Genomic DNA, 25,170 nt, shown 5'->3' with positions numbered 1-25,170 from the left:
CGGTGGTCGGGTTCGACGACTCGCCGCTGATCGCGTTCACCGACCCGCCGCTGACCACCGTGCGCAAGCCGATCGGCGCGATGGCCTCGGCGGCCGTGGAGACCCTCCTGGAGGAGATCAACGGCGCGCCGGGCAAGCACGTCGAGCTGATGTTCCAGCCCGAACTGGTCGTCCGCCGCTCCACCGGCTCCGGCCCCCTGGTCAACCGCTGACCCCTCCGGCCCGGGCCCCCGGTCGACCGCTGAGACCGCTGCCGTCCGTCGGCCCGGCCAGCCGGTGACCCCTCCGGCCCGGCCGACCGGCCGACCACTGAAGCGCTGGTCCCTCCGGCCCGGCTCCGGTCCGCGACTCCTGAGCCCGATTCGACTGCCGGTCTCCGGTCCCGGCCGGCCTGCCCCCGGCCTCCGCCGCGGCGGACCCGTGACCGACGGCCGGCCCCGATCCCGGCCGGGCGCCGTCGGCGCTCCGGCCGATTTTTCGCAAACGCCCCGACGCGGGCCCGACAGAGCCCCGCCCGGGCTCGGCGAGGATGTGCATCCATGACCCACGACGTCGTCGTGATCGGTGGAACCGGTGTCGACACCACGGTCTACGTGCCCGAGCTGCCCCTGCCGTACGCCGACACCTACGCCGTCCCGCCGGTGGTCGACCGGATCGGCAACACCGGCAGCGGCGTCGCGCTGGGCTGCCACGCCCTCGGCCTGCGGGTCAGGCTCGTGGACCTGATCGGCGACGACCCCCAGGGCCGGTTCATCAGGGCCCACATGGAGGAGCGCGGCATCGAGGCGGGCTGGGCCCCGGCCCCCCAGGGCACCCGGCGCAGCGTCCTGCTCGTCGGCCCCGACGGGCGGCGCACCTCGCTGTTCGACCCCCGCGTCGCCCCGGACGAGCGGCTGCCCCGCGAGCTGTACCTCGACGCGGTCCGCGACGCCCGGCACGTCCACGTGTCGATCACCGACTTCTCCCGGCACGTCTACCCCGACCTGTCCGGCCGCCCCGCCGCCACGATCTCCACCGACCTGCACGACTGGGACGGCGACAACGACCACCACCGGGACTTCGCCTACTCCTCCGGCCTGGTCTTCCTGTCGGAGACCGCCCTGGGATCCCGGCGGGAGGAGGTCATGCGCCACATCCTCGACGCCGGCCGCGCGGAGACCGTCGTGTGCACGGCGGGCGCCGAGGGCTGCCACGTCCTGGACGCCGACGGCCTGCGGCACTTCCCGGCCGCGCCGCTGCCCGGCCCGGTGGCCGACAGCAACGGCGCGGGGGACGCCTTCGTCAGCGGCTTCCTGTACGGCAGGCTGCGCGGCCGCCCGGTCGGGGAGTGCGTGCGCCTGGGCGCCGTCGCCGGAGCCCACGCCTGCACCGTCCATGGCACCCATGAGGACCCCATCACCGAGAAGGCCCTCCTCGACCGCGCCTGAAACGGCCCCGCCCGAAGCGAACGCACCTGAAACGGCCGCGCTCGAAGCGGTCACACCCGAAACGCCTGCGCGAACGACCACACCCGGGACGATCGCCTCCCCGCCGGCGCCGTCATGCCGTGGCCCGGCATGACGACGCCGGTACGGCGAGGGGCCGTACCGGCGGTTCCGGCGCCGCCGTACGGCGGGCGGGACGTCAGCGGGCGGACTCCAGCCCGGCCAGCAGGGCGGCGGCCCGCTCGCGGTAGGCGGCCACGTTGTCCAGCTTCACGTGCTCGTAGCCGCGGATCACCTCGGGCAGGTCGGCCAGCTCGCGGACCCGGCCCTCGGTCTCCGGCGTCAGGCGCTCCAGGGCGCGCCGGACGTCGCGGGTGTACTCCTCGACGAGCTCGCGCTCGACCCTGCGCACCCCGGCCATCCCGAACGGGTCCAGCCGGGTGCCGCGCACCTTGCGCATGCCGTACAGCAGGCGGAAGGCCGGGTCGAACCAGGTGCCCAGGCGGACCTTGCGCCTCATGCCCATGGCCCGCAGGACGGGCGGGTGCAGGTTGTAGGAGATCTTCGCACCCGGGCCGAACTCGGCGGCGATCCTGGCCCGCTCGGCCGGGTCGAGGTGCAGGCGCGCGACCTCGTACTCGTCCTTGTAGGCCATCAGGCGGTGCAGCTGGCGGGCGTAGGCCTCGGTGACCGGGCACCGGTCCGGCTCCTCCGCGGCCAGGACCTGCCGGACCGCCTCGGCGTAGCGGGCGGCGTACCCCAGGTCCTGGTAGGCGACCAGGTCCGGGATCCGCACCTCCAGCAGCCGGCGCAGCTCGCTGTCCTCGGCCGCGCCCACCGACTCGATCAGCCGCAGCACCTCGCCCGCGGGGCGCGGGGCCGGAACGTCGGGCGAGCCGGTCGCCGCCGCCACGGCCTCGGGGGCGGCCACGACGGCCCGGCCCCAGTGGAAGGCGGCCACCGTCTTCTCGGCGGACTTGCCGCCGCCCAGCCGGATGGCCCCCTCGATCGACTCCAGGCTGAGCGGGATGAGCCCGCGCTGCCAGGCGGCGCCGACCACGATCGTGTTGGCCGGCATGTGGTCGCCGAACAGCGCCTGGGCCACCGCCTCGGCGTCGAGATAGACGTTCAGCTCGCGCCGGGTCCGGGCCTCCAGCGCGCCGATCGGCGAGCCGGGCTCGGTCAGGTGGGTCGACGGGTCGAGCACCATCGAGCCGGTCGGGACCAGGCTGGTGGAGACCACCGCGACGGTGCGGTCGCGGTCGGCGGTGCGCAGGTGCTTGGGGTCGGTGGCGCCGATCAGGTCCAGCGCCAGGTAGGCGTCCACGCTGGCCGAGGTGGCCTGCCCGGACCTGTCGTCCTCACCCTCGAAGATCAGGATGTCGGAGACGACGGTGCCGCCCTTCTGCGCCAGGCCGGTCTGGTCGAGCCCGCGCGAGCGCTTGCCGTCGAGCAGGGCGGCGGTGCCGAGGATCTGGGCGATCGAGACCACGCCGGTCCCGCCGATGCCGACCAGCCGGATCGTCGCCTCCCCGCCGGGCAGCCCGCGCCGCTCGGCGCCGGGCAGCTCCGGAGGAGCCGGTACGGCGCGCCCGGCCTTGCCCTTCCCCTTCGCAGTGCCCTTCGTTTTGCCCTTCGTTTTGCCCTTCGCCTTGCCCGGGACCACGGTGACGAAGGACGGGCAGTCGCCCTCCACGCAGGAGTAGTCCTTGTTGCACGACGACTGGTGGATCTCGGTCTTGCGGCCGAACTCGGTCTCCACCGGCAGCACCGACAGGCACTCGGACTTCTTGGCGCAGTCGCCGCAGCCCTCGCAGACCCGCTGGTTGATCGCCACCCGCCTGACCGGGTCGGGCAGCGCGCCCTTCTTGCGCAACCGCCGCTTCTCGGCCGCGCACTGCTGGTCGTGGACCAGCACGGTCACGCCGGGGATCGCGGCGAGCTCACGCTGGGCGTCCTCCAGGGCGGAGCGGTCGCGGACCTCGGCGATCCGGGCGAGCTTGACGCCCCGATAGCGCGCGGGCTCGTCGGTGGTGACGATCACCCGGCGCACGCCCTCGACCTCCAGCCAGCGGGTCAGGTCGGCCACGGCCAGTGACGGCTGGATCGTCTGGCCGCCGGTCATCGCGACCGCGCTGTTGTAGAGGATCTTGTAGGTGATGTTGACCCCGGCGCCGACCGCCGCGCGGACCGCCAGCGAGCCGGAGTGGTGGAAGGTGCCGTCGCCGAGGTTCTGGAAGATGTGCGGGGTGTCGGTGAACGGCGCCTGGCCGATCCACTGGGTGCCCTCGCCGCCCATCTGGGTCAGGCCGGTGAGCGTGCCCTTGCCCTCGGGGTTGATGACCACCATCGTGTGGCAGCCGATCCCGGCGCCGACCGGCGCGCCGTCCGGGACGGCGGTGGAGCGGTTGTGCGGGCAGCCCGAGCAGAAGAACGGGGTGCGCTGTGCGGTGAGCAGCTTCAGCGGCTCGGGACGGGAGATGACGGCCAGGTTCCTGGAGACCCGGTCGCCGAGGCCGGAGGTGCCCTGGTCCGTCGCGATGCCCTTGCGGCGCAGGCGGAAGGCGATGGCCTTGGCCGCCAGATCGGCGTCCACGCCGCCCGCCTGCGGGATCAGCCGGGCGCCGTTCTCATCCAGCTTGCCCAGGACGCGCGGGGCGTCCGCGGTGCCGTACAGGACGTCCTTGACCAGGGTCTCCAGCAGCGGCGCCTTCTCCTCCACGACCATGATCTCTTCCAGGCCGCGGGCGAAGGTCCGCACGATCTCCGGCTCCAGCGGCCAGATCATGCCGATCTTCAGCAGGCGCACGCCCGCCTCCTCGGGCGTGATGCCGAGCTTGCGGAAGCCCTCGCGCACGTCGTAGTAGGCGGTTCCGGAGGCCACGACGCCCAGCCAGGCCTCCCGCGGGTCGGCGGTGATCCGGTTCAGGCCGTTCTCGCGGGCGTAGGCGCGGGCCAGCTCGGTACGCGGGCCGACGAGGGTGCGCTCCATCTCCAGCGACCACGGGGTCAGCAGGGTGGCGTTGGGCATGTGCCGGTACGGCCGGCCCTCGTACTCGACGTCGTATCCGGCGCCGGGCATGACCGGGACGACCCGGTCATGCCCGACGCTCACGGTGCCGGTGCCGTCCACGACGTTGGAGACGGACTTCACCGCGACCCACAGCCCGCTCGCCCGGGACGCCGCGATCGCATGGCGGCCCAGGTCGAGCAGTTCCTGGACGCTGCCAGGGTGGACGATCGGCATGCCGAGCGCGGCGAGCGCGCTCTCGGTGGCGGAGGGAAGCGTGGAGGACTTGCACGTCGGGTCGTCGCCGCAGAAGGCGATCATGCCGCCCTGCGGGTGGGCGCCGGCGAAGTTGCCGTGCCGGAAGGCGTCGGCCGCGCGGTCCACACCGGGGGCCTTGCCGTACCAGACGCCCAGCACACCGGCCTTGCGCGGCCGGGGGAGGGTGGGAACGAGCTGGCTGCCCCAGACGGCGGTGGCGCCCAGTTCCTCGTTCTGGCCGGGACGGTGCACGACGTCGAGCGGCTCGGTGTGCGCGCGGGCACGGGCCAGCTCCAGGTCGAAGCCGCCGAGCGGGGAGCCCGGATAACCGGACACCATCGCGCCCGTGTCGAGCCCGGCGCGGCGGTCGGCGCGCATCTGGTCGAGGATCACCCGCACCAGGGCCTGCGTGCCGTTCATGAAGACGCGGCCCTCGTCGAGGAGGTACCGGTCGTCGGGAGAGATCTCGCGGGATTCGGCGAAGATCGTCATGCTGGTGGTCCCGTCTGTCGGTCCCGCTTGGATTGCGGCAAGGTTATGCCAGAGGGGCCGATATCCGATGTCAATGTTCCCGTCATCTTTCGTTCGTTCTAGCATCAGATGTCATGGATGCCACCGATCGCGCAATTCTCAGCCTCCTGCAGGTGGAGGGACGGCTGAGCAACCAGGAACTGGCCGAGCGGGTACGGCTGACGCCCTCGCCGTGCCTGCGCCGGGTCCGCAGCCTGGAGGAGTCCGGGGTGATCAGCGGTTATCGGGCCGTGATCGACCCGGCCGCCGTCGGGCGAGGGTTCCAGGTGCTGGCCTACGTCGAGCTGAAGGGCCAGGACGCCGAGACCGTCACCGCCTTCGAGGCGGCCGTGATGGAGATCGACGACGTGATCGAGTGCCTGCGCATGTTCGGCCATCCCGACTACGTGCTGCGGGTTGCGGTGCCGGACATGGAGGCCTACAGCCAGCTCCGCCTGGAGCGGCTCGGCCGGCTGCCCGGCCTGGACAAGCTGACCTCCCAGATCGCCATGAAGGCGCTCAAGCCCGGAGGCGTGCTTCCCCTCTGAGGGGCCCGGCTGAGAGCGCCGGAGTTTTTTCTTTCCGGTTTTCCTCAGCGGGGCTGCGTGGTTACCGATGAGAACCCTGTCCTTACTCTCGGCAACTGCAAGGAAGCACAATGTCACACAAGAGGAAGACCTGGACCGCGCTGCTGCTGGCCGCCGCGGTGAGCGTGAGCGTCCCCGTCACCGCCGAGGCGGCCAACGCGGCGCCGAAGAAGCCCGCCAAGACCTCCTCGACCAAGCTGACCGCCGCCGCCCGCGCCGCGGCGGCCAAGCAGGCGGCGGCGGCCAAGGCCGCGGCGGCACGGGCGGAGGCGGCCAGGAAGGCGGCGGCGGCCAAGGCTGCGGCGGCGGCGAAGGCCGCGGCGGCCAAGAAGGCGGCGGAGGCCAAGGCCGCGGCCCTGCACTTCGCCGCGGTGGGCACCGTCACCGCCGTGGACGCCGAGGCGGGCACCGTCACCGTGACGGTGGCCGGCGGCACGAAGACGGTGGTGGGCGCGGACGTCGTGTTCACGGTGAACGCCGTCACCAAGATCACCCGGGACGACGTCAAGGTGACCCTCGACGCCGTGCTCCCCGGTGACGCCGTCACCGTGAACGGCGTCAGGACCGTGACCGGCCTGCTCGCCGCGCACGTCAACGCCACCAGCCCCGAGCCGGTCGTCGAGCCCGAGCCCGAGCCGGAGCCCGAGCCGGAGCCGGAGCCGGAGCCGGAGCCGATCGTTGAGCCCGAGCCCGAGGTGTGATGCCGGGGAGAGCCCTCCCGCCCGGCGGGAGGGCTCTCCCGGAAGGCCGCGGTTCGCGGTCAGGATCGTCATGGGGGCCGTTCTCAGCGTTCTGACGCTGGGCACGGCCCTCGTGGCGCCCGCCTCGGCCGCGGCGGGGCTGAAGCCCGCTCCGGCGGGGACGCGCGCGATGTGGCTGTGGCACACCGCCACGGCCAAACCGTCCGACGTCCTGTCCTGGGCCCGCGCCCGGGGCGTGAAGGAGATCTTCGTCTACGTCGACGCGAAACTGCCCTCCACCCCCGCCACGCTCGCGCGGGTGCGGGAGCTGAAGCGGGGAGCGGACGTGTCGAAGATCCGTCTGACGGCACTGGGCGGTGAGCCGGAGTGGGCCACCGACCACGCCTCGGCGCTGACCTGGCAGCGCGCGGTCCTGGGCACCAAGTTGTTCGCCGGCAGCCATGTCGACGTGGAGCCCTACGTCCTGCCGCAGTGGCAGACGAACCGGGCCGGGCTGGTCTCGGGCCTGGTCAAGCTGCTGGAGCGGCTGCAGGCCGCCGACTCGCGCCCCCTGGAGGCCGACGTGCCGGCCTGGTACGGGACGATCCCGGCCGGGACGGGGACCACGCTGGCCGACGCGGTGCTGGCCCGGGTGAACGCGATCACCGTGATGAGCTACCGCGACACCGCCAAGGGTCCCAACTCGATGATGGACATCAGCACCGACTTCCTCGCCCGCGGCTCCAGGGCGGGCAGGCCGGTACGGCTGGGCGCGGAGACCGCCCCGCTGGCCGACTGCGTGTACTGCACCTTCCACGAGGAGGGCCGGACGCGGATGACCACGGTGCTGTCCCAGGTCGACGCGGCGGCCCGCGCCCACCCGGCCTTCGCCGGCATCGCCATCCACCACTACACGTCCTGGCGGACGATGCGCTCCTGAGGCGTACGCCTCCGGAACGCCCCGAGAACACCGGCCTCCCGCGGAGCCCCGCGGGAGGCCGGTGGCGTTGGGAGGACGGCATCCGCCGCCGGGGACGGGGAACCGTGACGCGACTCACCCACGAGGAAACCGTGACGAGACTCACCCGCGGGGAGCCGTGACGAGACTCACCCGCAGGACCTCTTTTCCCCGCCGTTCACAGGCCGATCCCCCGGATCGGGCCCCATGTCCGTAGGCGGGGCTCCACGCCCGCCGGAGGATCGGCCTCCCGCGGGGCCGTATCCCAGGAGATCATTTTCATGTCGTCAACGATGGAACGACGCCTCACGCCCACCGGGCCCTCACCGTCGGGCGGGCGCCGGGCGGGCCCGGCCTGGTTCGCCGACCTCGGCGTCCGTACGAAGATCCTGTCGAGCCTGATGGTCGTGGCCGCGGTGAGCCTGGCGGTGTCGCTGGTGGCCCTGGCCGGAATGTCCTCCATGCGGGACCGGGTGGACAACCTGTACAACGAGAACATCGTGCCGTTGACGGGGCTGTCGCTGGTCCACCACTCGGAGGTCAAGTCGCGTCTGGACGTCCTGCGCATCGCCATGGCGCCGGACGAGGGTGCGACCCGCGACTATCAGGAGTCCCTGCGCGAGAGCGACGAGCAGATCGCCCAGGGCCTGGAGAAGTTCCGTATCCACGTGCCCCCGGGCGGCGACGAGCCGCTGGCGGTGTTCGAGGACAACTGGGCGCGCTGGATCGAGGTGCGCGACGCCCAGGTCATCCCGGCGGCGCTCCGCCACGACGTGCACGCCGTGGACCGGCTGATGGAGACCGTCGGCCAGCCGCTGATCAGCGCCGCGGTGGAGGGGCTGGAGGAGCTGGAGCACATCGAGGCCGAGGCCGCCAAGGCCGACCACACCGCGACCGTCGACGCCTACGAGCAGAGCAGGACCATGACGATCGTGCTCCTGGTCGTCGGCCTGCTGGCCGCCGTCGGCCTGGCCGTGTTCGTGGCGGCCCTGATCGTCCGGCCGCTGGCCCGGGTCTCGGCCGTGCTGTCGGCCATGGGACGCGGCGACCTGACCCTCGAGGCCGAGGTGCACAGCCGCGACGAGGTGGGCCGGATGGCCGAGGCGCTGGGCGAGGCGATGGAGGGCGTGCGCGCCTCGGTCAAGGCCATGGCGCGCAGCGCGGACGAGCTGTCGGCGACGGCGCAGGGCCTGTCGGACGTCAGCGGCCGGATCGCGGCCAGCGCCGAGCAGACCAGCCACCGGGCCAGCGCGGTCTCCACCACCGCCGAGCGGGTCTCCCAGAACGTGCAGACCGTCGCCGCCGGCGCCGAGCAGATGAGCGCGGGCATCCGGGAGATCGCCGGCAGCGCCGCCGAGGCGGCGCGGGTCGCGACGGCCGCCGCCCAGGAGGCCGGCGAGGCCAACACGACCATCGAGCGGCTCGGCGAGGCCAGCAACGAGATCGGCAACGTGGTCAAGCTGATCACCAGCATCGCCGAGCAGACCAACCTGCTGGCTCTGAACGCCACCATCGAGGCCGCCCGCGCCGGCGAGTCCGGCAAGGGCTTCGCGGTGGTCGCCGGAGAGGTCAAGGACCTGGCCCAGCAGACCGGCCGGGCCACCGACGACATCGGCAACCGGGTCCAGGCCATCCAGGCGGGCACCTCGGTCGCGGTCGGCGCGATCAGCGCGGTGGGTTCGGTCATCGAGCAGGTCAACGACTACCAGAGCAGCATCGCCCAGGCGGTCGAGGAGCAGTCCGCGACCACGATGGAGATCACCCGCAACGTCGCCGAGGCGGCCGGCGGCAGCAACGAGATCGCCGTGAGCATCGCCGACATCGCCGCCGCGGCCCACGTCACCAGCGAGGGCATCGGCCAGGCTCAGGAGGCCGCCGACGAGCTGTCGCGGATGTCCGGCGAACTGCGCGAGCTGGTCGCCCGCTTCCGCTACTGACGACTCCTCGCCCGCCGCGGCGGGATCACCGAGAGGACCGGGGCCCGGTCGCGCGAACCCCTCGCGCGGCCGGGCTCCCGGCCGTCGGCGGAGGCGCCCGTCCTCCGCGATGAGGGCGGGGAGCGGCCCCTCAGGTGAGGAAGCGGCGCAGTTCGGCGGCCAGCTCGGCGGGGGCGTCCTCGGCGAGGTGGTGGCCCGACTCGACGGCGGCGCCCCGCACCTCCGGGGCCCAGTCGCGCCAGATCGCCAGGGGGTCGCCGTACAGCTCCTCCATGTCGTCGCGGGTGGCCCACAGGAACAGGACCGGGCAGGAGATCACCCGGCCCGCGCGGCGGTCGGCGTCGTCGGCCTCCCGGTCGACGCCGAGCCCGGCGCGGTAGTCCTCGCACATCGCGTGGACCGTACGCGGGTCGTGGATCGCGCGCCGGTAGTCCTCGTAGGCCTCGGCGCCCATCTGCCCGGCGGTGGCGCGGTACCACGCCTCCGGGTCGGCGTTGATCACCCGTTCGGCGGGCTTGGCGGTCTGCCCCAGGAAGAACCAGTGCCACCAGCTAGCCGCGAAGCGCGCGTCGGCGCGGGCCAGCGCCTCGCCGATCGGGATCCCCTCCATGACCACGAGCCGGGTGACGGCCCGCGGACGGTCCAGCGCCAGCCGCTGGGCCACGTAGCAGCCCCGGTCGTGCCCGGCCACGGCGAAGCGCTCGTGGCCGAGTTCCCGCATCAGGGCCACGCAGTCGCGGGCCATCGCCCGCTTGGAGTAGGGCTCGTGGTCGGGGGTGGTCTCCGGTTTCGACGAGCGGCCGTAGCCGCGCAGGTCCGGGCAGACCACGGTGAACTGCCCGGCCAGCAGCGGGGCGACCCGGTGCCAGGTGGCGTGGGTGCGGGGATGGCCGTGCAACAGCAGCACGGGAGGCCCGTCACCGCCGTACCGGACGAAAAGCTCGGCCTCCCCGGTCGCCACCCGCTCCTGCGCGAATCCCTCGAACACTTCGTCACTCCCGTCCCGTACGGCTCCGCGGGCACGATCGCCCGCCGCGGGAACGGTTCCTCCTGTGCGGCGGCCGAATCCGGCGGGCCGTTTGACCTGCCGCGGACGGGGGAGGCGACCCGCGCGGGGACGAGCGCGAAGGAGGGACCCACCATGATCGGTGATCTCGTACGGGGCGGCCTGGGCGGGCTGTTCGCCACTGCCGCGATGAGCGCGGTGATGGTCGCCGGGGACCGCGCCGGGCTGATGCGCGACCAGCCGCCCAAGCGCATCACCCGCGCGTTCATGCCCGGCCACCGGCACCGGCCCAAGAAGGGGGAGGGGGTGCTCGGCGCCCTGGCGCACCTGGGCTTCGGCGCCGCGTCCGGCGCCCTGTTCGGCGTGCTGACGGGCGGGCGGCGCCCTCCGGTCCCGGCGGGGGTCGCCTACGCCCTGGGGATATGGCTGGTCAGCTATCAGGGATGGGTCCCGGGCCTGGGCATCCTGCCGCCGATCTCCCGGGACCGGCCGGGCCGCGTCGTGGTGATGGGCACCGGTCACGTGGTGTACGGCGCCGCCCTGGCCGCCGCGCTCAGGAGGCTGAACGCTCCCCTCACCCCGGAGAAGTGACGGGACACCCCGGCGGGCGCGGTGCGGGTCGTGCCGGCGCTCTCATCCCTCCCCGAAGGTGATGGCCCGCAGCAGGTCGGCGGCGGGCCGGTCCAGGACCGTGACGCTCGCCGCCGGCGGGAGGGCGCCGGTGCGGGCGCGGGAGACCAGCCTGTCCCAGCGGCGGCAGTGCCGGGCGAAGAGCACGGTGCTCACGACCCGGCCCCGGGAGACCTGCCCCTTCCGGGCGATCTCGGGGGCGACGTCGAGCATGACCAGGTGCATCCCCGCGCCGCGCAGCCGGGCGATCCAGGCCAGGCCGTACAGGATGTGCGGCCAGGTGCCCCGGCTGTGCGCCACGACCGCGTGACCGCGCAGCACGGCGCCGGCGATGCGGGCCATGTGGGTGGTGTGCACGATCGGGGTGCGCAGGCGCGGGGGGAGCGCGACGAGGCGGGGCGCCCACCAGGCACGCGACTGCCGTGAGTCGATGATCACGACGCCGCCCGCGGTCACCGGGGCGGTCTCGTCGCCGCGCAGGCCGTACAGGCGGTCCAGCAGCGTGCTCTTGCCCGCCCCGGGGAGTCCGGTGAGCAGGACCAGCGACCCGGCCGGATAGGTCAGGTCCTCGGCGGACCGCCGGGCGGCCGGTGTGACGGCGGCCATCACGCGCACCTCGCAGGGAAGAAGGGGAAGTTCCTCCATATCATCCTGTGTCGCGAGGTATGTTCTGCGCATCGGCCGAGGCCGCGGGAGAGGTACGGGCGCCCGGGGCCCCGTCCCCGGGCTCCGCAGGGGGGCGCGGGCAGGGGGAGGCCCGCGCCCCGTGGACGGCCGGTCGAGTGTGGTGGGGCACCTCCGGACCGGCCGCCCGGCTTTCAGGGGGCCCGGAGCGATCCGGCTCCGGGATGGATCAGGGGATGGGGCGGGAGGGGCTCACACGGGCGGTCCCCGGCGCGCCGGTCGGCCCCCGCGCTCTGAGGCGTCATGGGTCAGTAGCCGCCTCCGCCTCCGCCGTTGTTGTTGCCGCCGTTGCCGTTGCCGTTGCCGTTGCCGTTGTTGTTGTGCGAGCCTCCGTGCGAGGGGCTCGCGCTCGGGCTGCCGGTAGGCGCCGAGGACGGGGCGGACATGGCGGGTTTGGCCCCGGCCGCGTGGATCAGGCCGACCATGCCGTGCGTGCCGCCGTCGGTCCCCGCGCTGAACCACAGGGTGTTCGTGCCGCCCACGGTGGCGGTGCCGGGCTCCAGATCCCACAGGCCGCCCAGGGCGATCGGCCGGCCGTCGGATCCGCGCAACGCTCCCAGCGGGCGGCCGGTGCGCGGGTTGTAGGCCAGGATGCGGCCGTCGCCGAAGTTGCCCACCAGCAGCGCCCCCGACATCCGGCCGAAGCCGCGCGGGGCCAGCGTCATCGCCCACGGGGCGTTCAGCTGGCCGCGGGCGGCGAAACGGCCCACGAAGCGGCCGTCGCCGTCGAACTGGCTGACGAAGCCCTTGCCGACCCCGGCCACGGCCTTGCCGGTCTGGGGGTCGCGCTTGGCGTAGGCCACGAGGATGGAGCGGCCCACGACCTCGACGTTGAAGGCCGAGTAGTCCTCGGGCAGCCGCGGGTCGAGGAACGCGCGGCGGTGCGTCCGCAGGCGGTTGAAGTCCCCGTCGAAGACGTGGACGCGGTTGTTGGCGAAGTCGGCGGCCAGCAACCGGGGTCCCCTGTTGGTCTGGGCCAGGGCCAGGCCCTTGAAGTCGGCGTTGCGCACGAACGCGCCGATGACGGCGTCGTCGGCGTCGGCCTGGGCGTTCCATCCGGTGATCGCGCCGCTGGGGCTGGCGAAGATGAAGGTCGCGGGCCCGGACCCGCCGGGGCCCTTCACCACGAACTCCTCGCCCGGGTTGACCACCTGTCCGGTGGGCCTGCCGCCGGGGATGCGGACCCGGGTCTGCTCCTGCTTGACCCCGTTGTGGCCGCCGGAGTAGACGGTGGCCAGGTCGCCGCCGGTGGCCGAGACCCACAGCGTCTTGCCCATGGCCATGCCCCACGGGTTGATCAGGGCGGGGTCGGTGATCGCGGCCCGGCCCTTGACGTCCGAGACCAGGTTGACGACCGTGTACCGGTTGGGGGTCTGGGAAACGCTGGGGGTCTGCTGGATCCCGGCGTGCGCCGTACCGGCTCCTAGAGCCATCAGTGCCGTGCATACCGTGACGATGCGAAGACGCATCGGTGCCTCCTCTGCTCGGGAGTGCTGTCGCCGCGAGATACGCGTGTGACACGTGCCCGGTTCAGAGCGGGCACCGATGCGTTGGAACGCCGGGGCCGCGGCGCCGCAGGTTCAGGCCTGCGGGCGCAGGGCGGCCGCCTCGGCGGCCAGCTTCTCGATGCGGGCGTAGTCGCCCGTGGCCAGGGCGTCGGCCGGGGTCAGCCAGGTCCCGCCCACGCAGCCGACGTTCGGCAGCGCGAGATAGTCGGGGGCCGTGGCGAGCCTGATCCCGCCGGTCGGGCAGAAGCGCACGTCGGGCAGGGGCCCGGCCAGCGACTTCAGGTACGGCAGGCCGCCGGCGGCCTCGGCGGGGAAGAACTTCATCTCGGTCAGCCCGCGCTCGGCCAGCGCCATGACCTCCGAGGCCGTCGCCACACCCGCCAGGAACGGCAGGCCGCTGTCCTGCATGGCCTCCACCAGGGCCGCCGTGCTGCCCGGGCTCACCAGGAACTTCGCACCGGCCTGCGCGGAGGCGCGCACGTCGTCGGCGGTTCGGACGGTTCCGGTGCCGATCACCGCCTCGGGCACCTCGGCGGCGATGCGCCGCACGGCCTCCAGCGCGGGGGCGGTGCGCAGGGTCACCTCGATGACCGGCAGGCCGCCGGCCACCAGGGCCCGGGCCAGGGGGACGGCGGTCTCCACGTCGTCGATGACGACGACCGGGACCACCGGGGCGATGTCGAGAAGACTCATGCGTACTCCATCGGAGAGGTGATCGGAGAGGCGCCCGCCAGGCGCTGGTTCAGCCAGGCCGCCGCGCCGGTGAGCGCGGGCTGCGGCGCCACGATCAGCGTGGTGGCGATGCCGGCCAGATAGTCGCCGAGTGTCGGGGTGGCCTCGAAGCGGCGGCGGAAGTCGCTGGTGCGCACCCGCTCCACGATACGGGGCAGCACGCCGCCGCCCAGATAGACGCCGCCCCGGGCGCCCAGGGTCAGCGCGACGTTGCCGGCGAAGGTGCCGAGCATGCCGCAGAAGACCTCGACGGTCTCGGCGCACAGCGAGTCGTCCATCCGGGCCACGATGTCGGCCGGGGGCAGCTGCGGCGCGTCCACGCCGTTGACCAGCGCCAGAGCGCGGTGCAACCGGCTCAGTCCCGGCCCCGACAGCAGGTGTTCGGCCACCACGTGGTCCATGCCCTCCGCGCGCAGTGCCCGGACGACCTGGTGGTCGCGCTCGTCCAGCACCGGGGCGGTCACATGACCGCCCTCGCAGGGGATCGGCACCCACCCCTCGGCGGCGGGCACCAGGCCCGCCACGCCCATGCCGGTTCCGGGGCCGAGGACCGCCTTGACCCCGTAGCCGGGCTCCGGCCCGCCGAGGGAGACCAGATCGTCCCCGGCCAGGTGCGGCAGGGACGCGGCCAGCGCCTCGAAGTCGTTGAGGAGCTCGACGTGTTCGATCCCCAGGTCGCGCACCGAACCCGACCAGCCCGCGTTGGTCAGCCGGTAGCGGTCCCCGTCGATCGGGCCGGCGATCGCGACGCAGGCCGCTCCCGGCCGAACTCCGCCCGCGTGGTCGGCGAGATAGGCGGCTACGGCTTCGGGAAGACCGTCGTGATCCTTGCCGGCCAGTACGGCGACGGCCCCGGGGCTGCCCCCGGGCTCGGTTACCAGGCCGAAGCGGGCGTTGGTGCCGCCGACGTCGGCGACGAGCCAGGGAAGCGTCACCGCTCGCCACCGCCGGCGGCGCGGGCGGCGACGCTCTCGGCGTGGCCGTTCAGGGCGAAGATGCCGGCGCCGCGCTCGGCGGGACCCGCCGCGCCGCGGAAGGCGGCGAACAGCTCGCGGCCGGTGCCCACCCACTGGGCGTCGGTGAGCGGCGCGCCCTGCGGGGTGCGGGCGGCCAGCTCCTCGGCCGGGACCAGCAGTTCCAGGGTGCCGGCCGCGGAGTCCAGGCGGATCGGGTCGCCGTCCTGGACCAGCGCGATCGGGCCGCCGTGGGCGGCCTCGGGCGACAGGTGGATGGCCGCGGGGACCTTGCCCGAGGCGCCCGACATGCGGCCGTCGGTGACGATGGCCACCCGCTGGCCGCGGTCCAGCAGGACCGCCAGCGGCGGGGTGAGCTTGTGCAGCTCGGGCATGCCGTTGGCGCTCGGACCCTGGTAGCGGATGACCGCCACGAAGTCCTGCCCGTCCAGCTCGCCCGCCTCGAAGGCGCGCAGCAGCTCCAGCTGGTCGTCGAAGACCTTGGCCGGGGCCTCGATCACCAGGTGCTCCTCCTTGACGGCGGAGACCTTGCTGACCGCGCGGCCCAGATTGCCGTCGAGCATGTGGATGCCGCCGTCGGGGGAGAACGGCTCGCGCGCCGGGCGGAGGACGTCGAGGTCGGAGCTGCCCTCGGTCCGCTCGGTCCAGACCACCTCGCCGTCCTTCAGCTCGGCCGCCGACCGGTAGTGGTCGAGGCCCCGCCCGGCGATCGTGAGCACGTCGTCGTGGAGCAGCCCGGTGTCCAGCAGGTCCCCGATGAGCACCTGCATGCCGCCCGCGGCCTGGAAGTGGTTCACGTCGGCCTGGCCGTTGGGGTACATCCGGGTCAGCAGCGGCACGACCTTCGACAGCGCGGCCAGGTCGTCCCAGAGCAGCTCGATGCCGGCCGCCGCGGCGATGGCGACCAGGTGCATGGTGTGGTTGGTCGAGCCGCCGGTGGCCAGCAGCGCCACGCAGGCGTTGACGATCGCCTTCTCGTCGACCACCCGGCCGACGGGGGCGTACTCGGCGCCGTGCGCGGTGATCTCCACGGCCCGCCGGCCCGCGGCCCTGGTCAGGGCCTCGCGCAGCTCGGTGCGCGGGTTGACGAAGGTCGAGCCCGGCAGGTGCAGGCCCATGACCTCGATCATGACCTGGTTGGAGTTGGCGGTGCCGTAGAAGGTGCAGGTGCCCGGGGAGTGGTAGGACTGCATCTCGGAGTCCAGCAGCTCGGCCTTGCCGACCTTGCCCTCCGCGAACAGCTGCCGGGTGCGGGCCTTGGCCTTGTTGGGCAGGCCGGAGGTCATCGGCCCGGCGGGCACGAACACCGCGGGCAGGTGGCCGAAGTGCAGCGCGCCGATCAGCAGGCCCGGCACGATCTTGTCGCAGACGCCCAGCATGAGCGAGGCGTCGAACATGTCGTGGGAGAGCGCGATCGCGGTGGCCATCGCGATGACCTCGCGGCTGTAGAGCGACAGCTCCATGCCCGCGCGGCCCTGGGTGATGCCGTCGCACATCGCGGGCACGCCGCCGGCGAACTGGGCGATGCCGCCCGCCGCGCGGACCGCCGCCTTCAGGATCGGCGGGTAGGTCTCGTACGGCTGGTGCGCCGAGAGCATGTCGTTGTAGCTGGAGACGATCGCCACGCCCGGCCTGACGAAGGCGCGCAGGTCGGGCTTGTCGGCCTCCGGGGCGCCGGCGAAACCGTGCGCCAGGTTGGCGCAGCCCAGGGCCGAGCGGGCGGGACCGCGCTCGCGGGCCGCCTCGGCCTCGGCGTCCAGCCGGGCCAGGTAGGCGCTGCGGCTGGCGCGGCTGCGCTCGATCAGGCGGTCGGTGACCTCTTGGACGACGGGGTGCATCCGGCCTCCTCCAATGGTGTCGATCCGGTCGGGACGGTCGTTTCCGGTCCGGGTGGGGTCGTTGGGGCTCACGCGAGCTCCTCCTCGTGCCAGGCGCGGCCGCTGCGACCGACGAGTTCGTGTGCTCCGGCGGGACCGGCGGTGCCCGCGGGGTAGGGCTCGGGCAGCATGCTCTGCGACTCCCACTCAGCGAGGATCGGGTCGATCCACCGCCAGGCGGCCTCGACCTCGTCACGGCGCATGAACAGCGTCGGGTTTCCGGTCAGGACGTCCATGAGCAGGCGCTCGTAGGCGTCGGGCACCCGGGAGGTGAAGGTCTCGGCGAAGCTCAGGCTCAGCGGGACGGGCTTGAGGGCGACCTCGCCCGCGCCCGGCTCCTTGGCCATCAGGTCCAGCCGGATGCCCTCGCTCGGCTGCAGGCGCAGCACCAGCCGGTTGGGGGCGCTGCCCGCGAAGATCGAGTGGGGCACGTCCTTGAACTGCACCACGATCTCCGAGGACCGGTACGGCATGCGCTTGCCGGTGCGCAGATAGAAGGGCACTCCCGCCCAGCGCCAGTTCTTCACCTCGGCGCGGATGGCCGCGAAGGTCTCCACCCGGTGGGAGGCCTCGGTGGGCGGGGTGTTGTCGGGCTCGTCGAGGTAGCCGGGGACCTCGGCGCCGTCGCACACGCCCGCGGTGTACTGGCCGCGGACGGTGAAGCGGTCCACCTCGCCGCCGACGATCGGCCGCAGCGACTCCAGGACCTTGACCTTCTCGTCGCGGATCGACTCGCGGTCGTTGCGCGAGGGCGGCTCCATGGCCACCAGGCACAGCAGCTGGAGCAGGTGGTTCTGGACCATGTCACGCAGCGCGCCGGCGTGGTCGTAGTAGCCGCGGCGGCCGGGGGTGCCGACGGTCTCGGCGGCGGTGATCTGGACGTGGTCGATCCACAGGGAGTTCCAGATCGGCTCCAGGAACGCGTTGGCGAAGCGCAGCACCAGCAGGTTCTGGACCGTCTCCTTGCCCAGGTAGTGGTCGATGCGGAAGATCTGCCGCTCGTGGAAGATGGCGCCGACCTCGTCGTTGATGCGCTGGGCGCTGGCCAGGTCGCGGCCCAGCGGCTTCTCCAGCACCACCCGCGAGGCGGGGGTGACCAGCCCGGCGCGGTCGGCCTCCCGGCAGAACGGGCCGAACGTCATGGGCGGGCTGGCCAGGTAGAACACCCGGTCGCGCTGCTCGTGCCCGGCGAGCATGGCGGTGAGCCTGGCCCAGCCGGTGGGGTCCTCGCCGCCGATGTCGACGGTGACGTGGTGCAGGCGGTCGAGGAAGCGCTGCCAGAGGGCGAGGTCGTCCACCGGCACCGAACCGCGTACCTCGGCGTCCACCTTGCCGCGGAAGTCGGCGTCGTCGAGCCCGCCGCGGGACATCGCGATGATCCGGGTCTCCGGGGCGAGACGGCCGTCGCGGTCGCAGTGGTAGAGGGCGGGCAGGAGTTTCCGCATGGAGAGGTCGCCTGTGCCGCCGAAGACGATCAGGTCGGCGGACTGCGGGGTCTCGGACATGGGGGAGCTCCGTACTTGATCTTCCGGTTCAGGGATAGATCGGACACTAGCCATGTCTTGCGCTTCACACAAGCAGAGTTTTGTCATTTGAGATGAGAAAGTTGGAACTTTTCATTTCGTAACTAGGTGTGATTCACTTGGCCGATGCCTCGTCGTCCAGCCACCGCGCTCGCCACGACCGGTGAGGTGCTCCGCCTCATCCGGACGGGCGAGGCCGTCACGCGCGCGGACATCGGACGGGTGACCGGTCTGTCCCGGCCCGCGGTCTCCCTGCGCGTCACCGAGCTGCTGGATCGCGGCCTGGTCGTGGAGGACACCGAGGGGCCCTCCACCGGGGGACGCCCTCCCACCCGTCTGGCCTTCAACGCCGCGGGCGGGGTCGTGCTGGTGGGGGCGCTGGGCGCCAGCCGTACCCAAATCGCCGTGTGCGACCTCGCGGGGGGCGTGCTGGCCCGCGCCGACCTCGGCATCGACGTCGAGGACGGGCCCGACGTCGTGCTTCCCCTGGTCATGCAGACCTGGAGCGAGCTGCTGGGCGAGCGCCCCGTCTCACAGGTGCGCGGCGTCGGCCTGGGCGTGCCGGCCACCGTGGAGTTCGCGGCCCGGCGCACCGAGAGCGCCCGCATCATGGCGAACTGGACCGGAGTGGCCATCCCCCCGATCATCGAGGAGCGCTTCCCGGTCCCGGTCTTCCTCGACAACGACGTGAACGTGATCGCCATCGGCGAGCACCGCGCCGTCTACGCGGGCGAGGCCGACGACCTGCTGTTCATCAAGGTCTCCACCCGGATCGGCGCCGGCGTCATCGCGGGCGGCGAGATCCTGCGCGGGGCGCTGGGCGCGGCCGGGGAGATCGGCCACATCCCGGTCCGGCACGGCGGGGGAGTGCTGTGCCGCTGCGGCAACACCGACTGCCTCGACTCGGTCGCCAGCGCGACCTCCATCCTGCGGACGCTCCGGGAGCGGGGCCACGAGGTCAAGACCCTGGCCGACGCGGTCGCGCTGGTGCGGGCGGGCGACGCCGGGACGATGACGGTGATCCGCGACGCCGCCCGGATGCTGGGCGAGGTCGTCGCCACCGCGGTCAACCTCCTCAACCCCGCCGTGGTGGTCCTGGGCGGCGACGTGGCCGAGACCTTCCAGCCGCTGGTCTCCGGTGTCCGGGAGGTCGTCTACCGCCGCTCCACGGCCCTGTCCACCCGGAACCTGCGCATAGAGCGCAGCCGCCTGGGCCCCGGCGCCGGCATCGCCGGCTGCGCCCACATGGTCCTCGACCACATCCTCGCCCCCGAGGCGATCGACTCTCCTGCCTGACCGGCCCGCCGGGCAGGGGCCAAGGGATCAAGGGATCAAGGGATCAGGAGCGGGGGTCCTTCGCGGAATAGGTGGCCTTCCAGGCCGTCGCGTTGAGGATCCTCCTGGTGAAGACGGTGAAGCTCCCCTGGGTCACCGGACCTACCGCCAAGCCGCCTTTCGGGTTCTTCGCCGGGAACCACCCTCCGCTGTTGCAGTGGATCTGGATCCATCCCGAGGGGGTGGGACTGCCGTCCTGGCGATACCTGACCGTGCCCACGTGCCGGTAGCACGGCACACCGCTGCAGGTCCTCGCCACCGGAGATCTCCGGCTGACGGCGACCGCCCCGCCGAACGCCGCGACTTCGACGTGCACGCTTTCGCTGTGAACCTCATCCGTCCCGGCGGTCTCGGCCCCCTCCGGCCTGCGGAGGAAAGTCACCACGGCGCGTACGTCCCCGCTCCTGTCCGGGAACACCTCCGTGCTGAACTCGCCGGACTTCCACTCTGTCACGGTCCTGCCGATATATGCCCAGGCGTCGGAATCGTCCGGGCGGTGGGCGATGAACACGAGCTGCCCCCCGAACGGGACCGGCTCGCCGTCGACGACGATCGTCAGCCGGCCGGTGGCCCGGACCGCGTCCCCCTCGGCGATCTCGCGCGGCTGGACGTCGAAGCCGCGGAAGCGGACCTCCCCCGGCGGCCTGACCCCGAGGACCTGGAGCTCCTGCTCGGTGACGAGGCCGCCCGACGTCACTTCCACCTGCCACAGACCGGGCGGATCGTCCGGCCGGAAGCGGTGCCCGGCCTGCCAGCCGGTCCCGCCGGGGGCGCCGGTGAACCTGAGCCGGTCCGGCGATCCGCCGGGCGCTCTGAGCAGGCCGGTGACCCTCTGCCCGCCGGTCTCGACGACGTCGATGACGATCTCCGTCCGCGGCGGCCGCAGCGGGACGGGGTCGGGCGTGACCGTGATCTTCTCGACGCCCGGTTCGTCGCGGTCCTGGTCCGGTGCCTGCGACATTGACCTCACCTCTCGTGATGCCGGTCAGCAAACTCGCCTGACGGGGGAATCGAAGATGTAGGACTCCCACTGATCTTCGGACAGGGGGGCGCCGGCCCGGTCGCAGACGTCCTCGGCCGCCTTCCCGGGGGCGATGGGGAGCGCGCGCAGGGCACCGTCGGCGCCCAGACTGTACAGAGTGCTCCCGTCGGGGCTGAAGGACAGGGCCAGGAGCCCTCCGGAGTGGGAGGGGACCGGCAGGCCCAGCCGGGTGCCGTCGGCGACGTTCCACAACCACACCCTGCCGGATGAGCCGCCGGCGGCGAGGACGCCGCCGTCGGGGGAGAACGCGGCGGCGGTGAACTGCTCGGACTCCTCGCCGGCCACGTCGAGGGACCGGACCCGCTCCAGTTTCCCGGCGTCCCACAGGTCAGGCCCGACGTCCTTCCAGCCGGTGGCGACGGTTCCGCCGTCGGGGCTGTAGGCGATCGCGAGCACGCCGCCCTCCCGCTCGCCGAACGGCCTGTCACGTGCCAGACCGGTCGCGAGGTCGATCACCGCGCTGTCGTCGGCCCCGCCGACCGCGAGGCTACGGCCGTCGGGGCTGAACGTCAGCGTGCCGTCACCGGCGTGATCGAGTCGTCCGGGCGGGGAGTCCCGCCGCGGGTCCCGGATCTGCACCTTCCGCCAGATCTCGTCGAACGACGCGATCGCGAGGGCGCCGTCCCGGGGGTTGAAGGCCAGACCCCCCACGGAGGAGCCGTCGGCACGCAGGACGTGCCTCACCGTTCCCGAGGGGACGTCGAAGACGGTCACCCGGTTCCGGCCGTGCGCTCCGACGGCCAGGAGCCGGCCGTCGGGGCTGAAGGCGACCGTGCCCCGGTACGCGGCCGCGGCCCGCAGACGCCTGAGGGGACGGCCGGACCCCACCTCCACGAGGCTCGTCGTCCTGCCCTGAAGGACGGCGTACCGGGTGTCCCGGCTGAAGGCCCCGGAGACCGCCCCGGAGACCAGAGCCTTCGGGCGGGTGAGCCCGGCGACGTCCAGTACGGTCACCTCGCCGTTGGAGCGCAGGCAGTCGAGGGTTCGTTCGCCGGGGCCGAACCGCAGGGCGCTCACATCCTTGATCGGGTGGCGGAGGATCGGGGCGCCGTCGCGCGTCCACACGCGGACGGCCGTCTCGTCGTAGGTGACCAGATGACCGCCGTCCCGGCTGAAGTCCACCGTGGTCGCACGGGCGCCGTACATCGTGGCGGTCAGCCAGCGGCCCGCCGTGATGTCCCAGAACCGGACGTCGGCGCCGTCGGCCACCGCGAGGGTCCCGCCGTCGGGGCTGAAGGCGGCCGCATATCCCTTCGCCGGGTCCGCGCCCCCCGGCGGGGTGAGCGGTCCCCGCCGGTCGCGGAGCCGGTACCTCCCGTTCTGGAGGATCTCGACCATGGTGCGGCCGTCGTCGGACACCTTCAGGTCGAACAGGTCGAGGTCCGACCTGACGAGCGGCGGGGCCTGGGCGTCGGTGAGATCCCACACCTCCCACTCGCCGGGGACCCTCAGCGCGACCAGCGCGGTGCCCGTCCGGTTGAAGGAGAGCCGGAGGGCGCCCTTCCCGAACCAGTCGGTCCGGCGCCCGGTGGTGAGGTCCCAGACGTCGATGGACGTCTTCGTGCCCACCGCGAGCCTCCTGCCGTCCGGGCTCAGGGCGATCGAGCGGGCTCCGCGGCCGACGCCGTCGGCACCGCCGAGCCGCCCGCCACCGGGGACCCTCATCAGTGTCGCCGTGCCGCCGTCGAGCGTGACCAGCGAGGTGCCGTCGGCGCCGAGGTCATAGTGGGTCTCGCCGTCCGGCTTGGGAGGAATGAACACGTCGATCTCCCGCTGGGCCAGCGCGCTGTAGAGCGCGCCCACCGCCGCGGGCTCCTGCGGGGCGAGCTTCCAGGCGGCCACGCTGAGCAGCATCGCCTCCCGCGGCCTGCTCGCCCGCAGGCCGTCGGCGAGGCGGGCGGTCCGCACGGCCGCGTTGAGGTCCCGCCGGCGCGCGTCGGAGCCGCCGCGCACCACCGCCACCCCCGTGGCGGTCAGGGCCGCCATCGTGAGGACGGCGACGCCCGCCTTGAGCTGCCGGCGGCGCCGGTCCTGGAGCCGCTCGTGGGCGGCGGAGGCGTCGAGGAAAGAACGTTCCAGGAGGTTGAGGGTGAGGAAGCCGCCGCCCGCCTGCTCCGCCCACGCCAGCGCCGTGCGCAGGGCCGTACCCCGGTAGAGGTCCGCAGGCCGGCGGCCGTTCTCCGTCCAGGTCCTCGCGGCCTCGCTCAGCGGTCCGTGGACGCGCAGGTCCTCCCGGCCGGTCTCGATCCACTCGCGCATCCGGGGCCAGGCGCGCAGCAGCGCGGCGCTGGCCACGCTCAAGGTGTCGCCGTCGCGGACCAGCAGCCCCTCGGAGACGAAGTCGTGCAGCACGCGTTCCACGCTCAGCGGGTCCAGGGCGCCGCCGACCAGGTCGTCCCGGCGCGCCTTGCGGAGCGCGTCGTCCGCGCCGTCGCCGGGCAGCACCAGACGCAGCAGGAGCTTGGGAACGAGGGACCGGTCATCCGGGCTCAGCCGGGCGTAGAGCTGTTCGGCCACCTCGCCCAATGAGCGTCCGGCCATGTCCGGGGGCATGCGGACGCCGCGGGCCGCGTCGCTGCCCGCCCTGAGCAGGGGGATCGCCTCGTCTCCGCCGCCGACGAGGCCCATCAGGAGCGATCGGGCACCGGGACGGTCTCGCGGATCGGCGGAGAGCGCCATGCCCACGAGCGCCCTGAGGGTGCCCTCCAGCGGTGACAGGTCGGGCCTCGCGTTCAGGATGCGGTGATAGACGGCCCCGACGTTCTCGGCGGCGAACGGGGCCCTCCCGGCGGCGGCGAACAGGATCGTGGCCCCCCAGGCCCACACGTCGGAGGCCGGGCCGCCCGGTCCGAGGTTCACCTGTTCGGGAGACATGTACGCCGGTGTCCCCAGGGGTCGCCCGGTCTCGGCGGTGAGGGTCGTGCCCTCGATGCGTGCGATGCCGAAGTCGATCACGCGGGGGCCGTCGGGACCGAGCACGACGTTGTGCGGCTTGAGGTCGCGGTGGGTGACGCCCGCCTCGTGGATCGCGGTCAGCGCGGTCGCCACCGCGGTGGCCAGGCGGTACAGCTCGCCGCCCCGGTAGGGGCCGCGCTCCTCCACGGCCCGCTGCAGCGTGGGCCCCTCGATGTACTCGCTCACGATGTACGGCAGCGCCTCGTCGAGCTCCGCGGTGATCACCCGGGCCGTGCAGAACGGCGAAACCCTGCGCGCGGCGGCCAGTTCCTTGGCGAACCTCGCCCGGAGGTCGGCCTGACCGGCCAGGCCGGCCTGGAGGACTTTGACCGCCACGCGGTCGCCCGAGGGGTCGTAGGCCTCGTAGACGATTCCCTGGCCGCCCGCCTCGATCCGCCGGACCAGCCAGTACTCACCCAGCTGGCGTGGGTCTGCGGGAGAGAGGAGCGGCATCGCCATCAGCCCTTCGGCGGTCGCGCCTGTAGTCCTCCCGATACTGGACCCCACGCTCGCGGAAGCCAACAGGCCGGGCTGTTTCGGGCCCCCGCTTCCGGTCTTATGTCGCCCGGCCGACCTCCGTCATGCCGTGTCCGGGAGGCCGCCCCCGCCGTGGGCGAGGACGGATGATCCCAGGCTGCCCGGCCTCCGGCCGGAGGCCGGGCGCTCACTTCCCGTCATGGAGTGGACGCACCGGGTTCGCACCGTCGTCGTGCGGTGAGGGCCACCTCAGCCCGCCTCCGTCATGCCGCCGCGCGTTCTGCGGTTCTGGTTCTGACGGCGGATCGCCATGGCGATGTCCACGGCCGCCACGATGGCGAGTACGAGCATCACGACGGTCAACCAGGTCATGCCTCCGGCGAAGGCGAGCACGCCGATGGCGAGCGCGGCGATCAGCGCGAAGGAGCCCAGGCGGATATGGACGACGTCACGGGGCGTCGCGGGGACCATGGGCTTGCCGGTCCTGGACGTCTGTTCCGGCTGCTGTGGTTCGGAAGTCATGTTTCCCTCCTCAGTTCAGGCCTCACCTACCCCTTCGGATCTGCCCCATGCACGGGTGCATGATCCGTGGCGGAGGGGGCAGAAGGCGCCGACGAGCGGAAACGAGGTGATTTCGATATGCCGGCACGTGAAGAGCTGCCGTCGACCCTGCGCCGTTCCCCCAAGAAGGCGCAGGAGACCTGGATCAAGGCCCATGACTCCGCGGTGGAGACCTACGGAGAGGGCGAGCGGGCGCACCGTACGGCATTCGCCGCGCTTAAGCACTCCTTCGAGAAGGTGGGCGACCACTGGGAGGAGAAGAAGGCCAAGGGTCCTTCCGACAAGCAGGCGGAGAAGAGCACCCCCAAGCGGGGCGAGACCGCCGAGGGCGTGGACGCCAACGCCTCCAAGGAGCACCTGTACGGCCTGGCCAGGCGGCTGGACGTCAGGGGACGCTCCAGCATGACCAAGGGACAGCTCGTCGAGGCCATCAAGAAGGCCAACCAGCGGGCCACGGCCAAGGCCAGGTGACCTCCGGCGGCCTCTCCCGGCCGGGTGTGAG

General features: G+C 73.0%; 20 protein-coding genes. 9 read left to right on the top strand and 11 right to left on the bottom strand.

Annotation, left to right across the window (positions count from 1 at the left end; all coding sequences use genetic code 11):
* Together Pta02_RS28130 and Pta02_RS28125 are read left to right on the top strand one after the other, a co-directional pair.
* Window positions 1-212, top strand: a 212-nt coding sequence (locus tag Pta02_RS28130; protein WP_203877967.1) for a substrate-binding domain-containing protein, incomplete at its 5' end; no start/stop codon positions are given.
* Window positions 213-539: 327 nt separating this feature from the next.
* Entirely contained in the window at window positions 540-1,427 is an 888-nt protein-coding gene (locus Pta02_RS28125) for a carbohydrate kinase family protein (protein ID WP_203877966.1), read from the top strand.
* A gap of 196 nt (window positions 1,428-1,623) precedes the next feature.
* Here the strand turns inward: Pta02_RS28125 and Pta02_RS28120 are convergent, their stop codons facing one another.
* Window positions 1,624-5,184, bottom strand: a complete 3,561-nt coding sequence (locus Pta02_RS28120) for an indolepyruvate ferredoxin oxidoreductase family protein (protein ID WP_203877965.1) — start codon at window positions 5,182-5,184, stop codon at window positions 1,624-1,626.
* Between the two features lie 113 nt (window positions 5,185-5,297).
* Between Pta02_RS28120 and Pta02_RS28115 the strand changes: the two genes are divergently transcribed.
* The 4 genes from Pta02_RS28115 (at window position 5,298) to Pta02_RS28100 (ending at window position 9,364) form a co-directional block, all read left to right on the top strand.
* A complete protein-coding gene (locus tag Pta02_RS28115) occupies window positions 5,298-5,750 on the top strand; it encodes an Lrp/AsnC family transcriptional regulator (protein ID WP_203877964.1) in 453 nt (150 codons plus the stop codon).
* Window positions 5,751-5,860: 110 nt separating this feature from the next.
* Window positions 5,861-6,490, top strand: a complete 630-nt coding sequence (locus tag Pta02_RS28110) for a hypothetical protein (protein ID WP_203877963.1) — start codon at window positions 5,861-5,863, stop codon at window positions 6,488-6,490.
* A 70-nt stretch (window positions 6,491-6,560) separates the two neighbouring features.
* Window positions 6,561-7,409: a hypothetical protein gene (locus Pta02_RS28105; RefSeq protein ID WP_203877962.1), complete on the top strand. Its 849-nt coding sequence runs from the start codon at window positions 6,561-6,563 to the stop codon at window positions 7,407-7,409.
* Between the two features lie 311 nt (window positions 7,410-7,720).
* On the top strand, window positions 7,721-9,364 hold the full coding sequence (locus Pta02_RS28100) for a methyl-accepting chemotaxis protein (RefSeq protein WP_203877961.1): 1,644 nt from the start codon (window positions 7,721-7,723) through the stop codon (window positions 9,362-9,364).
* A gap of 130 nt (window positions 9,365-9,494) precedes the next feature.
* Here Pta02_RS28100 and Pta02_RS28095 read toward each other — a convergent pair whose 3' ends face one another.
* Window positions 9,495-10,352, bottom strand: coding sequence for an alpha/beta fold hydrolase (locus tag Pta02_RS28095; protein ID WP_203877960.1), 858 nt, complete (start codon window positions 10,350-10,352; stop codon window positions 9,495-9,497).
* 153 nt (window positions 10,353-10,505) lie between these two features.
* Here Pta02_RS28095 and Pta02_RS28090 point away from each other — a divergent pair, with 153 nt between their 5' ends.
* The gene (locus Pta02_RS28090; RefSeq protein WP_203877959.1) at window positions 10,506-10,961 is read left to right on the top strand and encodes a DUF6789 family protein; all 456 of its coding nucleotides are present in this window, start codon (window positions 10,506-10,508) and stop codon (window positions 10,959-10,961) included.
* Between the two features lie 42 nt (window positions 10,962-11,003).
* On the opposite strand, the gene Pta02_RS28085 is transcribed toward Pta02_RS28090, so the two are convergent.
* The 6 genes from Pta02_RS28085 to zwf form a co-directional block, all read right to left on the bottom strand.
* Window positions 11,004-11,606 (bottom strand): ATP-binding protein, encoded by a 603-nt coding sequence (locus Pta02_RS28085; protein ID WP_203877958.1) that lies wholly within the window; start codon window positions 11,604-11,606, stop codon window positions 11,004-11,006.
* A gap of 326 nt (window positions 11,607-11,932) precedes the next feature.
* Window positions 11,933-13,153 carry a TIGR03118 family protein gene (locus Pta02_RS28080; protein ID WP_203877957.1) on the bottom strand — a complete coding sequence of 407 codons (1,221 nt, stop codon included), beginning with the start codon at window positions 13,151-13,153 and terminating at the stop codon, window positions 11,933-11,935.
* Window positions 13,154-13,264: 111 nt separating this feature from the next.
* Window positions 13,265-13,885, bottom strand: coding sequence for a bifunctional 4-hydroxy-2-oxoglutarate aldolase/2-dehydro-3-deoxy-phosphogluconate aldolase (gene eda, locus Pta02_RS28075; RefSeq protein ID WP_203877956.1), 621 nt, complete (start codon window positions 13,883-13,885; stop codon window positions 13,265-13,267).
* Complete coding sequence (gene glk, locus Pta02_RS28070) at window positions 13,882-14,859, bottom strand: glucokinase (RefSeq protein ID WP_203877955.1); 978 nt, start codon at window positions 14,857-14,859, stop codon at window positions 13,882-13,884. The genes eda and glk overlap by 4 nt, the downstream gene beginning before the upstream one ends.
* A complete protein-coding gene (edd, locus tag Pta02_RS28065; RefSeq protein ID WP_203877974.1) occupies window positions 14,856-16,736 on the bottom strand; it encodes a phosphogluconate dehydratase in 1,881 nt (626 codons plus the stop codon). The genes glk and edd overlap by 4 nt, the downstream gene beginning before the upstream one ends.
* Before the next feature lie 68 nt (window positions 16,737-16,804).
* On the bottom strand, window positions 16,805-18,280 hold the full coding sequence (gene zwf / locus Pta02_RS28060; RefSeq protein ID WP_203877954.1) for a glucose-6-phosphate dehydrogenase: 1,476 nt from the start codon (window positions 18,278-18,280) through the stop codon (window positions 16,805-16,807).
* A 144-nt stretch (window positions 18,281-18,424) separates the two neighbouring features.
* Between zwf and Pta02_RS28055 the strand changes: the two genes are divergently transcribed.
* A complete protein-coding gene (locus Pta02_RS28055; RefSeq protein ID WP_203877953.1) occupies window positions 18,425-19,594 on the top strand; it encodes an ROK family transcriptional regulator in 1,170 nt (389 codons plus the stop codon).
* A 43-nt stretch (window positions 19,595-19,637) separates the two neighbouring features.
* On the opposite strand, the gene Pta02_RS28050 is transcribed toward Pta02_RS28055, so the two are convergent.
* From Pta02_RS28050 to Pta02_RS28040, 3 genes are all read right to left on the bottom strand, one after another.
* Window positions 19,638-20,594: a hypothetical protein gene (locus Pta02_RS28050; RefSeq protein WP_203877952.1), complete on the bottom strand. Its 957-nt coding sequence runs from the start codon at window positions 20,592-20,594 to the stop codon at window positions 19,638-19,640.
* 24 nt (window positions 20,595-20,618) lie between these two features.
* Window positions 20,619-24,089 carry a WD40 repeat domain-containing serine/threonine-protein kinase gene (locus Pta02_RS28045; protein ID WP_203877951.1) on the bottom strand — a complete coding sequence of 1,157 codons (3,471 nt, stop codon included), beginning with the start codon at window positions 24,087-24,089 and terminating at the stop codon, window positions 20,619-20,621.
* Between the two features lie 267 nt (window positions 24,090-24,356).
* The gene (locus Pta02_RS28040) at window positions 24,357-24,629 is read right to left on the bottom strand and encodes a hypothetical protein (protein ID WP_203877950.1); all 273 of its coding nucleotides are present in this window, start codon (window positions 24,627-24,629) and stop codon (window positions 24,357-24,359) included.
* Between the two features lie 117 nt (window positions 24,630-24,746).
* Here Pta02_RS28040 and Pta02_RS28035 point away from each other — a divergent pair, with 117 nt between their 5' ends.
* Window positions 24,747-25,139 (top strand): ChaB family protein, encoded by a 393-nt coding sequence (locus Pta02_RS28035; RefSeq protein WP_203877949.1) that lies wholly within the window; start codon window positions 24,747-24,749, stop codon window positions 25,137-25,139.
* Window positions 25,140-25,170 lie beyond the last annotated feature (31 nt).

It is taken from the genome of Paraplanobispora takensis (assembly GCF_016863195.1).
Classification (GTDB): Bacteria; Actinomycetota; Actinomycetes; order Streptosporangiales; family Streptosporangiaceae; genus Planobispora; species Planobispora takensis.
The sequence above is the reverse complement of the archived record's forward strand: the minus strand, read 5'-3'. Positions and strand labels throughout refer to the sequence as shown.